Source organism: Bacillus sp. V2I10, assembly GCF_030817055.1.
In the GTDB taxonomy this organism is placed as follows: Bacteria; Bacillota; Bacilli; order Bacillales; family Bacillaceae; genus Bacillus_P.
This window is the reverse complement of sequence record NZ_JAUSYV010000001.1, coordinates 4249943-4263716: the sequence shown is the minus strand read 5'-3', so window position 1 is coordinate 4263716 and position 13774 is coordinate 4249943. Positions and strand designations below refer to the sequence as shown.

The 13774-nt window shown below is 40.7% G+C and carries 16 protein-coding genes and 1 other annotated feature; of the genes, 9 read left to right on the top strand and 7 right to left on the bottom strand.

Annotation, left to right across the window (positions count from 1 at the left end; genetic code table 11):
- The first annotated feature begins 263 nt into the window (after positions 1-263).
- Positions 264-1280: a S66 family peptidase gene (locus QFZ72_RS21640; RefSeq protein WP_307437660.1), complete on the top strand. Its 1017-nt coding sequence runs from the start codon at positions 264-266 to the stop codon at positions 1278-1280.
- 49 nt (positions 1281-1329) lie between these two features.
- Here the strand turns inward: QFZ72_RS21640 and QFZ72_RS21635 are convergent, their stop codons facing one another.
- Positions 1330-1512: a YolD-like family protein gene (locus tag QFZ72_RS21635; protein WP_133311741.1), complete on the bottom strand. Its 183-nt coding sequence runs from the start codon at positions 1510-1512 to the stop codon at positions 1330-1332.
- Between the two features lie 279 nt (positions 1513-1791).
- On the opposite strand from QFZ72_RS21635, the gene QFZ72_RS21630 reads away from it, so the two are divergent.
- The 4 genes from QFZ72_RS21630 (at position 1792) to QFZ72_RS21615 (ending at position 6016) form a co-directional block, all read left to right on the top strand.
- Positions 1792-2610, top strand: a complete 819-nt coding sequence (locus QFZ72_RS21630) for a uroporphyrinogen-III synthase (protein ID WP_307437652.1) — start codon at positions 1792-1794, stop codon at positions 2608-2610.
- Positions 2611-2764: 154 nt separating this feature from the next.
- Positions 2765-2987, top strand: a binding site (T-box leader).
- A gap of 215 nt (positions 2988-3202) precedes the next feature.
- A complete protein-coding gene (gene proB, locus QFZ72_RS21625) occupies positions 3203-4294 on the top strand; it encodes a glutamate 5-kinase (protein WP_307437650.1) in 1092 nt (363 codons plus the stop codon).
- Positions 4295-4309: 15 nt separating this feature from the next.
- Positions 4310-5557, top strand: coding sequence for a glutamate-5-semialdehyde dehydrogenase (locus QFZ72_RS21620; RefSeq protein WP_307437648.1), 1248 nt, complete (start codon positions 4310-4312; stop codon positions 5555-5557).
- Between the two features lie 63 nt (positions 5558-5620).
- The gene (locus QFZ72_RS21615; RefSeq protein WP_373464712.1) at positions 5621-6016 is read left to right on the top strand and encodes an OsmC family protein; all 396 of its coding nucleotides are present in this window, start codon (positions 5621-5623) and stop codon (positions 6014-6016) included.
- Between the two features lie 45 nt (positions 6017-6061).
- Here the strand turns inward: QFZ72_RS21615 and QFZ72_RS21610 are convergent, their stop codons facing one another.
- From QFZ72_RS21610 to QFZ72_RS21600, 3 genes are all read right to left on the bottom strand, one after another.
- A complete protein-coding gene (locus QFZ72_RS21610; protein ID WP_307437643.1) occupies positions 6062-7009 on the bottom strand; it encodes a nucleoside hydrolase in 948 nt (315 codons plus the stop codon).
- A gap of 199 nt (positions 7010-7208) precedes the next feature.
- Positions 7209-7553: a DUF805 domain-containing protein gene (locus QFZ72_RS21605; RefSeq protein WP_307437639.1), complete on the bottom strand. Its 345-nt coding sequence runs from the start codon at positions 7551-7553 to the stop codon at positions 7209-7211.
- Between the two features lie 132 nt (positions 7554-7685).
- Complete coding sequence (locus tag QFZ72_RS21600) at positions 7686-8045, bottom strand: winged helix-turn-helix transcriptional regulator (protein ID WP_307437636.1); 360 nt, start codon at positions 8043-8045, stop codon at positions 7686-7688.
- 176 nt (positions 8046-8221) lie between these two features.
- Here QFZ72_RS21600 and QFZ72_RS21595 point away from each other — a divergent pair, with 176 nt between their 5' ends.
- The 3 genes from QFZ72_RS21595 (at position 8222) to QFZ72_RS21585 (ending at position 11024) form a co-directional block, all read left to right on the top strand.
- Positions 8222-9430, top strand: a complete 1209-nt coding sequence (locus tag QFZ72_RS21595) for an MFS transporter (protein ID WP_307437633.1) — start codon at positions 8222-8224, stop codon at positions 9428-9430.
- Positions 9431-9460: 30 nt separating this feature from the next.
- Positions 9461-10303, top strand: a complete 843-nt coding sequence (locus tag QFZ72_RS21590; RefSeq protein WP_307437632.1) for an aldo/keto reductase — start codon at positions 9461-9463, stop codon at positions 10301-10303.
- A 295-nt stretch (positions 10304-10598) separates the two neighbouring features.
- Positions 10599-11024 (top strand): VOC family protein, encoded by a 426-nt coding sequence (locus QFZ72_RS21585; protein WP_307437630.1) that lies wholly within the window; start codon positions 10599-10601, stop codon positions 11022-11024.
- A gap of 430 nt (positions 11025-11454) precedes the next feature.
- Here QFZ72_RS21585 and QFZ72_RS21580 read toward each other — a convergent pair whose 3' ends face one another.
- A complete protein-coding gene (locus QFZ72_RS21580) occupies positions 11455-11973 on the bottom strand; it encodes a DJ-1/PfpI family protein (RefSeq protein WP_307437627.1) in 519 nt (172 codons plus the stop codon).
- Between the two features lie 158 nt (positions 11974-12131).
- On the opposite strand from QFZ72_RS21580, the gene QFZ72_RS21575 reads away from it, so the two are divergent.
- The gene (locus tag QFZ72_RS21575; RefSeq protein ID WP_307437624.1) at positions 12132-12512 is read left to right on the top strand and encodes a winged helix-turn-helix transcriptional regulator; all 381 of its coding nucleotides are present in this window, start codon (positions 12132-12134) and stop codon (positions 12510-12512) included.
- 185 nt (positions 12513-12697) lie between these two features.
- Here the strand turns inward: QFZ72_RS21575 and QFZ72_RS21570 are convergent, their stop codons facing one another.
- Together QFZ72_RS21570 and QFZ72_RS21565 are read right to left on the bottom strand one after the other, a co-directional pair.
- Complete coding sequence (locus QFZ72_RS21570; RefSeq protein ID WP_307437623.1) at positions 12698-13249, bottom strand: MEDS domain-containing protein; 552 nt, start codon at positions 13247-13249, stop codon at positions 12698-12700.
- A gap of 191 nt (positions 13250-13440) precedes the next feature.
- Complete coding sequence (locus tag QFZ72_RS21565) at positions 13441-13635, bottom strand: hypothetical protein (protein WP_307437620.1); 195 nt, start codon at positions 13633-13635, stop codon at positions 13441-13443.
- Positions 13636-13774: the final 139 nt, after the last annotated feature.

Genomic DNA, 13774 nt, shown 5'->3' with positions numbered 1-13774 from the left:
AGCGAGTATACCGGTCAAAACTTTGTTGATTACCTGAAGCAGGTCCGCATCCTTAAAGCTCGCCGAAGGAGTTTAGAGAGCAAGCCCACGAAACTAGTAGAAAATAAAAACAAGAAAGTAAATGCCTCAATTTGGGGAAGTAAATCGGTAAACCGGAAAGAAAATCTATGAAAATGGTATGTATTTTTAAAAATAATCAAATTAATCCTTGTTGGATCGGATTTTCTTGTTTATTATCAGCTAAAACGGTCAGGAGGAAATCCATGATTACCTATCCTATCTTAAAAAATGAAGCAAAAATCGGAGTAACGGCACCCTCATCAGGGGTTCCCTCAGAATTACACGATATTCTTACCCAAGCCTGCACCCGCATGGAATCTAGAGGGTATAAAGTGATCTGCGGAAAAACACCGTGGACGCAGGAAAAAGCAAAATCGGCTCATTTTAGAACCCGGGCAGAAGAATTTAACCGTATGATGCAGGACGATGAAATCGATCTAATCATCCCTCCTTGGGGCGGAGAGCTTTTGATGGAAATGCTTGAACATGTAAACTATGAATCAATCAAGCAGAAATGGGTGCTGGGCTATTCAGATATCAGTTCGCTTCTGCTTGCCATCACGCTAAAGACCGGAATGGCCACTGCTCATGGAACCAATCTTGTGGATTTAAGAGGGGAGAAATCCGATCCTACAACAGCAATGTGGGAGAACGTTCTTAAGACAAAAAGCGGGGAATCGATTCTTCAATCCTCTTCCGGCCATTACCAGAATGAGTGGCAGCACACCAATCCGACTCCACACATCTTTCATTTAACTCAACCAACAAAATGGAAGACCTTGTCCAATCGGTATGAAAAAGCAGAAGGCCGATTGCTTGGAGGATGCATTGATGTAATCAGACATTTAGCCGGAACGCCTTTTGGCGATGTCAAAACGTTCAGCAAACAGCACATTCCAAACGAACCCATTCTCTGGTACTTTGAAAACTGCGAGCTGACAACAACCGATTTGCGCAGATCCCTTGTTCAGCTGAAACTTGCAGGATGGTTTGAAAACTGTTCGGGCATTTTGTTCGGAAGGAGTGCAGCAAATCATCCTGTCGATGATTATACAGTGTTGGATGTATACAATGATCTTGCTGAGGAACTGGACGTTCCAATCATATATGACATCGATTGCGGCCATCAGCCACCGCAAATCACGTTGATCAACGGGGCTTATGCGGAAGTTATAGCGGAAAATGGGAAAGGGGAGGTCGTTCAGAGTTTTAGAGAATAATTAGCAAAACAAAAAAGAGCATCATCCACGCCTGATGCTCTTTCCTGTATTAATAAATTTCTTTTATTCCCGCAAGCCTGATAGAGAAGATATTCTTGTTTTCGTCCTCTAAAGACAGTGTCTGATCACTAAGGTCCAGGTTGTGAACGCGGCCTTTTAATGTCTGAATCGCACCGTCGATGTAATAGTTAACCGTTACTAATTTATTTCGCCTCAAAGCTTTTAAGATCATGGTGAATTCTCCTTCCGCAAGTTGTTATATTTAAGGTTAAATAGTCTATAAAGTTGACTTTCTGAGATTATATTCCTATTATACTACAAGTTTTTGAAAGCGATTACATAAAGTTTGAACACTTTGTGAAAAAAAACACATTGGCTGCTTTCTGAGAAACGATTGAAACAACCAGTACATAATGATACCTTTAGATATAAGAAAAATCGGATATGCCAATTGCTTGGTCCATTCGAAAAGGCTTTTCTTTAATATAGTCATAGGAAGTGGGGATATAAAATGGGAAAAGGCTTAGAAGGAAAGCGGATTGTCATCGCAGGCTCCCGCAAAACAGATGAAATCAGCACATTAATTGAAAAACAGGGAGGTATTCCTTTAGTCCGTTCTCTGCAGGGGACTGTTTTTCTGGCTGAGGAGCAGGTTGAGCCGGCGCTGCGGAAATTTATTCATGACGGTGCGGATTGGGTCATCTTTACAACGGGTATAGGAACAGAAACGCTGTTAAATCTTGCTCGGAAACTAGGGGAAGAGGAAGGTTATTTAAATAGAATCCATCAGTCGCAAATCGCATCCAGAGGGTATAAAACATTTGCTGCTCTGAAAAAGCTTGGTTTAGTACCTGCGGCAAAAGATGATGACGGAACGACTAGAGGGCTTGTGCGCGCTCTGGAAAATGAGGATTTGAAAGGTAAGAAGATCATGGTTCAGCTTCACGGGGAAACGGCTCCGGCTTTGATCCGATTTCTTGAAGAAAAGGGCGCCTCTGTTCTGCAGGTTTTGCCATATCAGCATATTGCTCCAGATGAAGCGGCAGTCAGCCTCCTTTGTGAGGAAATGCTGAGCCGTAAAGTAGATGCTGTTTGTTTTACAACCGCGGTGCAGGTACGCGAGTTATTTGCTTATGTGAAAAAAAAGAAGTGTCTGCCGCAAATCCTTCACGCATTTGAGACTCATGTTTTGCCGGCCGCTGTTGGAAAAATTACTGCAGAGGCATTGATGGAAGAAGGCGTAGAAAATCCGCTTGCACCCGAGCTTGAGAGAATGGGTGCCATGATCATTGAACTTGCAAAGTTTTATGACGAAGCAAAAATAAAATAAAGGATGATGCATCATGCCAAAATGGCTGAACAACACGCTGTATGTCCTGGTCTTAATTGTCAGCATCGGATGTGTTTCACACGGTTTTGAGTGGAAAAAATAAAATGGGAAGTTCTTGACATAAAGTCGTTTACTCCGCATAATATATAAAAATCAATGAACGTTGAAGAGGGACTAGTATGCGGGTCTTTATGTGACAGAGAGCGGGGTTTATCAGCTGGAAGACCCCGCCGCAGCAAAGCCGCAGAACCTGCCCTCAGAGTCCTATGTCAAAAACATAGGCGCCATAAACCTGGCGTTATCAGGCAAAGCGGGATGCTGTGTGCATCCAACTAAGGTGGTACCACGGAAAAAGCCAAGCCCTTTTCGTCCTTTCTATAAGGATGAGAAGGGCTTTTTTGTATTAGGAGCTAGATATAAAATCATTTGTCCGGGCGGCACATCATATGGTTCGGCTATATGTTTCCCAATTTCCGCTAATAAATCTTCAAAATCGGCTAGAAAAAATGTAGTTTTCGCTAATAAATGTCTGGTTTTCGCTAAATGGAAACGCAGGCCGTCCGTATTCATTCAAAATAGGAGGTTTCATCTCATGAAAAAACGAATTGTCGTCAAAATCGGCAGCAGCTCCTTAACAAACCGCAAAGGAGAAATCGATCAGGAGAAGTTTTCGGATCACATTGCTGCCATCGCCGCCCTTAGAAAAGAAGGCCACGAGGTTTTGCTCGTCTCATCAGGAGCAGTAGCTGCGGGCTTCAGAAAGCTGGGCTATCCAGCGAGGCCTGTCACCCTAAAAGGAAAGCAGGCAGCAGCAGCAGTTGGACAAAGTCTCCTGATTCAATCGTATATGGAGCAGCTTAGCAGTTTTGGCATCATTCCTGCTCAAATTTTGCTCACCCGTAATGATTTTTCGAAAAAGGACCGCTATAAAAATGCATATGCCACAATCCGTGAGCTCCTTGACCGGGGCATCCTGCCAATCATCAATGAAAACGACACGGTTTCAGTAGAAGAGTTAACCTTTGGCGACAATGACATGCTTTCGGCTCTCGTCAGCGGACTCGTACAAGCAGATCAGCTGATTATTTTGACTGACATCAACGGACTGTATGATTCTAATCCGCGTGAAAATCCGGCTGCCAAAAAGTACGATCAGCTTCTCGAAATCACAGATCAAATGATGCAGGGAGCTGGATGTGCAGGTTCACTTGTTGGAACAGGCGGCATGAAGTCCAAGCTCATCGCAGCAAAAACGGCTTTATCTCTAGGAGTGAAAATTTTTATTGGCACCGGAGCGGGTTCAGAGAAATTCATCGAAATCCTTGACGGAAAAGGCGACGGAACGTACATAGGCGGAGACAGCCGTTTCTTCGTCAACAGCAGCAAGCAATGGATCGCCCTTCATTCACTCGTCAGAGGAAAAATCTATGTAGACCAAGGCGCTGAGCTTGCATTGACTGCAAACGGAAGAAGTCTTTTGCCGGCGGGCATTTATGACATTACCGGTACGTTTGAAGCAGGAGACGTCGTAGAAGTTTTCGGGACAAACGGTCTGCTCGGGAAAGGAGAAGTACTCTATTCATCAGAAAGTCTGAAACAAGTAATGGGAAAACGAAGCCACGAATTAACGGATGAAATTATCTCTATTGAAGTGATTCACCGCGACCGCTGGGTCAAAGCCTGAAACGGAGGGGAAAACATGAGCGAAGTACTAAGAAAAGGCAAGGCAGCCAAAGCTGTCAGCTATCATTTAATTGAAAAAACGACTGAAGAAAAAAACACCGCATTAGAAAAAATTGCCCAGCAATTAGAAAGGGAACAAGAGTATCTTGTCGCCGAAAATCAAAAGGATCTTGATTTTGGAAGAACTAATGGCTTATCTGACTCCATCCTTGACCGGATGCTGCTGAACAAAAAGCGCATTGAAGACATGGCACATGCCATTCGTCTCCTGATTAAACTGAAAGACCCAGTCGGAGAAACACTTGAAACCATCGAAAAAGAAAACGGTCTTCTTATCCAGAAAAAGCGTGTTCCTCTTGGAGTGATCGGCATGATTTATGAAGCAAGGCCAAACGTCACCATCGACGCCGCAACTCTTTCTTTGAAAACAGGAAATGCAGTCATCTTACGAGGCAGCTCATCCTCCATCCATTCAAACAAGGCGCTTGTATCCGTCATCCACCGAGCTCTTGAACAAACGGCAATCCCGCAGGAGGCCGTGCAGCTCATCGAAGACACAAGCAGGGAAACAGCGAAAGAGTTATTCACCCTAAATGAATTCCTGGATGTTTTGATCCCGCGGGGCGGAAAAAAACTGATTGATACAGTAGTTAGAGAATCCACTGTTCCAGTCCTTGAAACAGGCGCAGGCAACTGTCATATATATATTGATGAATCAGCAGATCCAACAATGTCTGAACGGATCGTATTAAACGGAAAAACACAGCGTCCATCTGTGTGCAATGCCATTGAAACGATTTTGATTCATGAAAAATGGCTTCAAACGAGCGGGGAAAAGCTTTTGCAGCAGCTTCACGATCAATCAGTTGAAATCTATGGTGATGAGCAAATCCGGTCTATTTTTCCAAAAGCAAAACCAGCAGCTGAAGAAGACTGGAGCACAGAATATTTAGCACTGACCGTCAGCGTAAAGACAGTTAAGGATCTGGATGAAGCCATCCATCATATCAATAAATATGGTACAAAGCATTCAGAAGCCATACTTACAAATAATGAAGGAAACGCATCACAGTTTCAGACACGGGTAGACGCTGCCGCTGTTTATCATAATGCATCAACCCGATTTACGGATGGCTTTGAATTTGGTTATGGAGCTGAAATCGGCATCAGCACACAAAAACTGCATGCAAGGGGACCGATGGGGCTGCCTGCGCTGACATCAAGCAAACATTTCATTTATGGAAATGGACAGATCAGGGAATAGCTAACAACATCAATTCAGGAGGGGCTGATCAAATTGAACACATCAATCAAATGGAACGGAAAAATGAGTTTCTCCGGCACAACGCCTTCAGGACATGAAGTGAAAATGGATGCCGCAGAAGAATTCGGCGGAGAAAATACAGGTGCAAGGCCAACAGAGCTGCTTTTACATGCAGTTGCAGGCTGTACTGGAATTGACATCATTTCCATCCTGCAAAAAATGAGGCTGAATCCTTCCTCTTTTCTCATGGAAGTAAACGGTACACGTGCAGAAGATCATCCGAAACGATTCACAGCGGTCCACATTCACTATATATTAGAAGGAGATCTGCAAGAAGAAAAAGTGATAAGGGCGATTCAGCTGTCGAAGGACAAATATTGTTCTGTTTCACAATCGCTGAATGCGGAAATATCGGTTGGGTATTCGATTAATGGTGTAATCGGGACACAGAAAATATAATAAAAAAAGAGAGCTGCCTAGTGCTGCAGCTCTCTTTTTCATTTATTAAAATCGTTCCCCCGTCATAGTTGACATGAATTTAGAAAAGAACAGACTGTAATTGAGTTCAAATGCGATACGGTGTTTTTTCTCTTTTTCCCCGATTTTCACATAGGGTCTGATATCTGCAATACTGTGGCCTCTTTCTATCCCATCCTTTGATTGGACAACATAAACGGGCAATGATCTGTAGCTCAGCATTTCCGGATGAAGCGGAGCCATAATCGTTAAGGCATCATGAACAGGACTGCCTGGTGCAGCCGGATTTCTTTTTTTGTAAAAAGCAAAATAGTAGTCAAGCAGAGGCTTTAGAATTTTGGCTTTCCCCATGCTTGCAATGTAATCGACCATTTCCTGGCTGACAATGGCTCGTTCGGTTACATTCAATGGGATAATCGTCAGATTGATTGCGTGATTCAGAACCACTGTGGCTGCAACAGGATCTGCATGGAAATTAGCCTCTGACACAGGTGTCACATTTCCAGGCACCCAAAAAGCTCCTCCCATGACATAAAATGCTTTTACGCTGTTCATTAACGTTCTATAGTGAATAAACATGGTAGCAAGTGATGTTAGCCTGCCAATGCTGATAATGGTCAAATCTTTTCCATGAGCTTCAATAAGCTTTGCTATTTCCAGAAAGTTATCGCCCTTGCCGGAATACTCCTGCTCAGGAATAATAGGGCCCATTCCGTATTCCCCGTGAATTTCTGGATAATAGGTCGGATTTTCTCCAGTCATCGGAAGCTCTGCCCCTTCAAAAATAGGGATTAGATCAGATTGTTTAAATAAATTGTGCAAATACTGAACGCTGGCCATTGCATTTTTTCTTGGAATGTTCCCGTAATCAGCTACAACCCCAACGATTTCGATCTCCTCATGCAGCACTCCATATATAAGGGCAACAATGTCATCAATGCCGAAATCCCCAAACAGCAAGACCTTTAACGCCACCGCAAAGCCTCCTCGTATTTGATAGTATTTCTAAGCTGTATCCTTTTTTCTTATGTAAAATGCCTCTTTTTTACAAGTTCTGGAAAATCGCTTCCAAATACCTAATTCATGGAAAACAATAAAAGTATGCTGTTGAAATTTGGCTCGGAAAATACAGAAAAAAAACCGCTCTATTAATATAGGCGGTTTACTTGATCTATTACATCTTAGGATTTGGTCCATATTTATTTGCATTCGGCTGACTATCTTGACAACTGAACACAATAATCACAATTGATCCAATGATCGGGATAAGGTTGATTAATAGCCACCATCCAGTTCTGCCGGTATCATGTAATCTGCGGACTCCAACTGCCAATGAAGGTAAAAGAACGATAAGAGAATAAATTCCAACCAGGATGTCAGTCAGACCGGTGATTGACTCAACGACAGTTAAAATTAGGGTGACAATCAGATTCATCAAAAAAAACATCCAGAATTCCTTCCGTCTTGCACGGCCTTGAAAAACGGCATAATTTTTTAACACATGCAGGTACCATTGCATATAAATTCCTCCTCTCAAACTCTATATATGAAGGCAACTTAAATAGTATATCATTTTCAGATTATCTATTAAAAATATTTTTCACATACTCCAAAAAATCGAAATCCCATGCAGGAGTTTCGATTTTTTCGTTTACTTATTCAAAATACTTTCCTCAAGAACCGCCGATTTATCCCCATACACCTTCGTAATATGGCCTTCTCCCCAGGCACAGAGAGAATCTAGAATCGACTGCAGGCTAAAGCCGTATTCGCTGAGCTCATATTCAACTTTGGGAGGAATCTGCTGATGGACAATCCGGTTAATGACGCCATCATCTTCAAGTTCCCTCAATTGCTGTGTCAGCATTTTTTGCGTAATGTTTGGCATCAGGCGCTTCAATTCGTTTGTCCGTTTTTTGCCGTGAGTCAAGTGACAGAGAATAACGCATTTCCACTTGCCGCCAATAATTTCAAGTGTTGCTTCAACAGGTATATTGTATTTTTTTTGCATGAAATCCCTCCTTAATAATAGGCACCAAAAAGTGCCTACCGAACTTAAAAGTTCCTACAGCACTTAAAAGTACGTACTTTTCATGATGTCTGATATGTTCCATAATAACATTTGCCGGCTGATCTTTACCATACACTTATTTTTAATAAATATTCAATTTTTTAGGAGGAAAAAAGATGACTTTAGATAAAAAAAGAAGTACACTCGCGCTGCTAGCATTAGCAGTCAGTGCTTTTGCCATTGGCACAACCGAATTTATCAGCGTCGGCTTGCTTCCGATGATTTCTGAGGATTTAGCCATACCTGTTACAACTGCAGGATTAACCGTTTCTTTATATGCAGTGGGGGTCATGTTCGGGGCACCGATTCTGACATCACTCACATCAAACATGTCACGCAAAACGTTATTGCTTTGGATTATGATTGTTTTTCTTATCGGAAATAGTCTATCTGCAGGAGCTACAAGCATTGGGGTTTTATTAGCCGGACGTATTATCGCCGCACTTTCACATGGTGTGTTTATGTCGATCGGTTCAACGATTGCAGCCGATCTAGTACCTGAAAACCGCCGGGCAAGTGCAATTTCCATCATGTTTACCGGTCTGACAGTCGCAACTGTAACAGGAGTTCCGTTTGGAACATTTATTGGCCAGCAATTTGGCTGGAGACTTGCATTTATTGTGATTATTATTATTGGGCTGGCTGCACTTATTGCAAACAGCATTCTAGTGCCGTCTGATTTGAAAAAAGGCAATCGCACAACATTTGGCGATCAGCTGAAGCTAGTAAAGAACGGCCGTCTGCTGCTTGTCTTTATGATTACAGCTCTTGGATACGGCGGAACATTCGTTGTCTTTACGTACCTATCACCGCTGCTTCAAAATGTAACAGGTTTTAAAGAAGGAACAGTAGCGATTATTTTACTTGTTTATGGAATTGCGATCGCCATCGGAAATATGATTGGCGGAAAGCTATCGAATAAAAATCCGATTAAGGCCTTATTCTATATGTTTATTGTGCAGGCTATCGTACTCTTTGTGTTAACCTTTACGGCTCCATTCAAAATTGCAGGTTTGCTGACGATCTTATTGATGGGACTATTTGCTTTCATGAACGTGCCTGGATTGCAGGTTTATGTCGTCATGCTTGCGGAGCGCTTTGTGCCAAGTGCCGTTGATGTGGCATCTGCAATTAATATTGCTGCGTTTAATGCAGGAATTGCGATCGGCGCTTTCTTGGGAGGAATTATTACGGATTCAATTGGCCTGATTCACACTGCTTGGATCGGAGGATTCATGGTTTTGGGCGCCGTTATTCTTACGGGCTGGAGCCGTGCACTAGAGAGTAAAGATCAGAAAATGAAAGGGCAAAAACTAGCCGGATAACTTACTTGAAAATACAGGAGGAATATGAAAATGATGAACAACTTACAAAGTACAACAACGCTGCATAACGGTGTGAAAATGCCATGGTTCGGGCTTGGCGTATTTAAAGTAGAAGAAGGACCAGAGCTTGTAAATGCCGTAAAAGCAGCCATTAAACATGGATACCGCAGTATTGATACGGCGGCTATTTATGAAAACGAAGAAGGCGTTGGACAAGGAATACGTGAAGGGATAGCTGAAGCTGGTATCCGGAGAGAGGATCTATTTGTCACATCGAAGGTCTGGAACGCGGATTTAGGTTACGATAAAACACTTGCAGCTTATGAAACGAGCTTAACTAAACTCGGTTTAGACTACTTGGATTTGTACTTGATTCACTGGCCGGCAGAAGGCAAATATAAGGAAGCATGGAGAGCGCTTGAAACTCTTTATAAGAGTGGAAAATTAAGAGCGATAGGCGTAAGCAATTTCCAAACTCATCATTTGGAAAGCCTGATGGAAGATGCGGAAATCAAACCAATGATTAACCAAGTGGAATTCCATCCGCGTCTGACTCAAAAAAATCTTCTATCGTTTTGCAGGGAACATGGTATTCAGCTTGAAGCATGGTCTCCTTTGATGCAGGGCCAATTATTGGATCATCCGCAGCTGCAGGGAATTGCAAATAAATACAAGAAATCAAATGCCCAAATCATTCTGCGCTGGGACCTTCAAAACGGAGTGATCACAATTCCAAAATCAACAAAGGAAGAACGCATCATCCAGAATGCAGCGATCTTTGATTTTGAGTTAACAGAAGAGGACATGGCTCTTATTGATGGACTGAATAAAAATGAACGAGTTGGTCCTGATCCTGACAATTTTGATTTTTAATAGTGAACAATATCCAATCGGACGCATTTCTCTAACAAGGAATGCGTCTAGTTTCATTTATTGGCTATTTTCCCTGGTATTACCCCTATCAGTAGTCAACTTTTGCTCTATATATCCTTTAGATCTATATCAAGGAAAATATTGTTAATCTTATTGACGAACGTTTGTTCTTTATTATAAAATACATTTATGGGTAATAATGTGAAAGTGGTTACAGCCATTGACAAGTTCAAACGGAGGTTTGAAGATTACTCAAGCATTTGTATAAAAATTTGAGCCAAGGAGCTGCTTAATTATGACATTGCGAATGTCCCCCTATTTAATGATGAACGGAAATGCAAAGGAAGCGATCCAATTTTACGAAAAAGCATTGGACGGGAAAGTCCTCTTTAACCAGACTTTTGGAGAAATGCCAGAAAATCCAGAATTCCCTTTACCTGAAGAAGCAAAGGAACTAGTGTCACATGCAATGATAAAAGTTGGCGAAACGGACCTCATGTTTTCAGATATGTTTCCAGGTCAAACCAGTCAAATTGGAGATCAGGTTACAATCTGTATTTCAACGAACGACATCGAAAAATCTAAACAAATCTTTGAATCCCTAAAGCAAGACGGACAAGTGAAAATGCCGTTGCAGGAAGCTTTTTTTAGCCCTGCTTATGGGATTGTAACGGACAAGTTCGGTGTAACGTTTCAAATTTACACAGAGGGCGAAAAATAATAAAAATAGCCCCCATGAATAACCCAAATCGGCTGTTTTGGTTACTCTTAGCAGGAAAATTCCCTATTTTCCGTTCCAACATTAAAATCCAGCAGAAGAATTAGCTCTATAAAAATAGATTGGTCTAATGCGAATGCCTAAGTAAACGGAATTCAAAAGATTTAGTGGGCACTAAAATTATTTGATCTTAAACAAGAACGCCCAATAGAAGGTCCTCATTATACAATTAAAGGGCGCATTTCTCTAACAAGGGATGCGCCTAGTTTCATTTTAGGGCCAATTAATTGAGTAAGAGGCTGCATAATACCTATTTTTTAAAAATAAAAAATAGGAATGTTCTTTTGAGACAATACGGTAATTCATTAAATTATGAAAAGAAGCCGTCCAGAATAAATTCCGAAGGGCTACATATCCAAACAAGTTAAATTAACTAACTTAATGCTTCAACCAGACTCTTTCCAAATTCTTTCGCACCATCTGGACCATCGCCTGTGATAATATCATTATATGCTACGACATGTTGTTCAACATATTCTACGTTATGAGCTTTTAATTCATTCTTTTGCACATCAACTGGGTAGCATGATGCTTTTCGATCTGACAATAAACCTGTTTTAGCTACAGTCACAGCTCCAGCACAAATTCCTGTTACAAGAATATTTTGTTCATGAGCTTGTTTCAAGTAGCTTAGTAATTCTTGATTTTCCCATAAATGATCGTTCGTACCGGATCCCCCAATGACAGCAAGAGTATCGTATTCAGTTGCTGCAACCTCAGAGAAGATCACTTCAGCGTTTGTCTTGCCTTGATAGTCACCAGTAATTTCACCTGTTTTTGTGCTTGCAATTGTTACTTCAATCCCTGCATTTTCAAGCGCCTCTTTAGGTTGAAATAATTCATCTTCATTAAACCGTTCTGGTGGTATAATTAATAAAGCTTTTTTACTCATAAATGTTTGCCTCCAAAATTAGAAAAAAGATTTGTCTTTAAGACTACCTTCATTTTACCGGCGGTTTTTTACATTGTGAAGAATGCACTTTTTTGTGCGAAGGTTACCAAAAGGTTACCAAAAGGTTACCAAAAGGTTACTAAAAGGAGTTCAATTACATGTCAGATCCATTAAGAACAGAGATTAAAGAGAGAATAATAAATCATGATTATCATTGTGAAAAAGAATATACCTTATCAATTATTAGCGGAAAGTGGAAAGTTGTTATTTTATGGCATTTAGGAGTAGAAGGGCCACACCGCTTCAGCGAACTTCAAAGGCTTTTTCCGAAAATATCCCATAAGATATTAACAAACCAATTACGCGAGCTCATAGATGATGGAATTGTTCATAGAGAAGTGTATCCAGAAATTCCTCCGAAAGTCGAATACTCAATGACTGACCTTGGGATGACGTTATTACCAATTGTTGAAATGATGTATGATTGGGGAAAAAAACGAATAGATCAAATTAAACAAGAAAACAACTATTCTGAATAAGAAAAATAACGAGATCGTTTTCAGTTATTTAAGATGTCTGTGCAGTAAAAGTTGTAATTGATGTTTTGATGGATGAAGAATCACGGGCTTAATAAATACTTATATTTACTCTCGCGGAAGTGCTTAATACGCAGGGAATGTGGTCATTAAGTGAGGATATGGGTAAAAAAGTAAGCTCAGTATTACTATACATAGTAAATCGGATGTCTGAATTCTTCCATTAACACATAGGGATGTGTTTCCATTAAAATTGTTTTAAGATAGTCTGGCATTCTCTCTGCTTCGTACGCACAAATTAACGGAAACGACAGCTGGTTTACAGCTTCGTCTACTACTTTCTCTAAATCACTTATTAGATGCAGCGGATCTCCCATAGTGGCCCACTCTACATGTGCCCATGAACGGAAAGAAATTTTATTTTCCACATATGGCTGTACGGTTTTATTAAAGTATTCAACGATTGCAGGAGGATGATAACTGCCGCTTGAATAATAGAAATCGAAGTTGTTTACATAGTGAACGAATTCCATTTGATTTTTTGTTAACCGAGTGCTCAGTTCATTGCGAATCGCACGGTAAACACGTTCATTTTCAATAAGAATAACGTAATCTCCCGCTAAAATGCCATCCTGGATATAACTCACAACCTGATCTATGTAATTCTTCGTTCCACTATAGGAATACAGCACATGAACATTCCTTTGGTCCTCAAACAACTGGTTCATTTTGCTCTTCAAGTAATCACCCTGTTTTTTATTTTTCCTTCATTATATTGGATTTCTGTGAATAAAGAAAAAAAATGAAAGGAGAATAGAGCTTTCCCTTAATCGCTGCAGCGTATGCGTCTTATACAGTACAGTATGAACGGTGGCTAGTCTTACGCTTTATTAAAGAAAATAATAAAAACGCCATTCACAAGACATGGCGTCTATTTCATAAAAGAAAACCATTTAAAGAATGGATTTTTCTTTTTGTCTGTTATTTTAATTTCATCCATCAGAAGTTTATCTTTACGTTCAGCTATCCATTGATTTAATTCAAGCTTATCCTGGCAGTAGGTCATATACGTTTCTCCGCCTTTACCGCTCGCGTTAATGATATATCTGCACGAATTATTTTTCATTTCGTCCCGCCTTTTTTTTCATAATGTGCTTTAACTTCCACCTATTATAACAAGTTTAATTAATCCGTCTACCCCTAATTTAAAAATAATTTTAGATTTATTTTACTGATAGTATCCCCCGTTATTTATAGTCAAATTG